The sequence below is a fragment of the Oleiphilus sp. HI0117 genome (genome assembly GCF_001635235.1).
In genome coordinates, this window is the sequence record NZ_LWGA01001135.1 from 1 (window position 1) to 1,396 (window position 1,396).

2 protein-coding genes are annotated in these 1,396 nt (G+C 40.6%); both read left to right on the forward strand.

The features are described from left to right. The first annotated feature begins 131 nt into the window (after nucleotides 1-131). Nucleotides 132-980: a LysR family transcriptional regulator gene (locus tag A3757_RS20260; protein ID WP_255374996.1), complete on the forward strand. Its 849-nt coding sequence runs from the start codon at nucleotides 132-134 to the stop codon at nucleotides 978-980. 198 nt (nucleotides 981-1,178) lie between these two features. Next, on the forward strand, nucleotides 1,179-1,396 hold a 218-nt coding region (locus A3757_RS20265; RefSeq protein WP_156506451.1), incomplete at its 3' end, for a hypothetical protein.

A 1,396-nucleotide genomic window follows, 5' to 3' on the forward strand; every position in this document is an offset into this window, starting at 1 on the left:
AGCCATATTTTTGCCTAATATAATCTAACCATCTTATTTCGCGCGATTATGCTTTCAATCGATTTATGCTGTAAAATGAACTTTTTTTCTAATTACGATAAATATTTTTAATCGATATNAATACAGATCTTCTGCGCACTTTTATGGAAGTTTCCAAGACTCGACACTTCGGGAAAGCAGCAGAAAATCTTTGCTTAACCCAATCTGCTGTAAGCTTTCGAATTAAGCAGCTGGAAGAAAGTGTTGGAATGAGTTTGTTTACGCGCGAGCGTAATAACATACTATTAACCCCCTCGGGCGAACGTTTATTACCCCATGCTGAAAATGTACTCACATCGTGGCAGTCAGCACTACAGGATGTAGGTGCGGCTGGCCAGCTGGATATGCAGATCGCTTTGGGCAGCACCTCAAACCTCTGGGACACTTTTCTACAGTCACTTTTACCAAAAGTGGTCGATACCTTTGACGGTTTAAACATTCGGACTGAAATTAGCAGTCCTCAAGATTTGACGAGGGCCTTGTTAGGTGGACGTATCGATATAGCTGTTTTACTAGACCCGCCAAGTGTTACGGAATTAGTTCTCACTAAAATTGGCAAGGTCGAGTTAATGTTTGTATCTGACCAAAACTGGGCTGCAACTGAAGAGCTTGCCAAAACTAAACATATTTTTGTTGACTGGGGAACATCTGTAAATGTCCTTCAAGCTCGCCTCTTCAATCAACCACACACACCGATTCTACATACAGGACAAACTCATATAGCCTTGGAATTTCTAATGACATACGGTGGGGTAGCTTTATTACCAAAGGTACTCGTTGAACAGTTTGTTCAATCTAAGCAGTTATTCCCTATTCACGGTGCCGAGTCATTTGTAAGGGAAGTTTATGCTGTTCATAGTGATGCGTCGCAAAAACAAGATATCGTTTCATCCGTAGTTGATTTGCTAAAAGAAGAAGATCTAAAGCCAGCGTTTGTGTGATCTGAGCACCCAATGGAAAAATTCACCTTTAAATTAATTAACCAGTACGAGGGGCGTAGAAAGCTCGTAAGCAGACATTACCGAGCGCCATAAGAATAAGCGACCTTGTATGGCGATAATTTTAATTACAGTCTAATATTCATTTAATGGATGCTTTATAAATAATAACCCATACCTTTCTAATTCTGCGGATACTTGATGTTTTTAAAAGAATCTACTGTAACTCTTTGGCTTTCAAAGCTTGCTAGCGGAGAAGTGACAGAAACAAATGCCCCAGCATGGCTGTTACCGTTCGTAAAAAACGAGTCTGACGCCGATCTTCTTAAAATCGCCGACAAGACAGTTGATTCGGCAAAAGTGGTATCAAGGTTTGGACGTGAAGGTTTACAGCTAAACAGCCGGTTAGATGAGGTTGT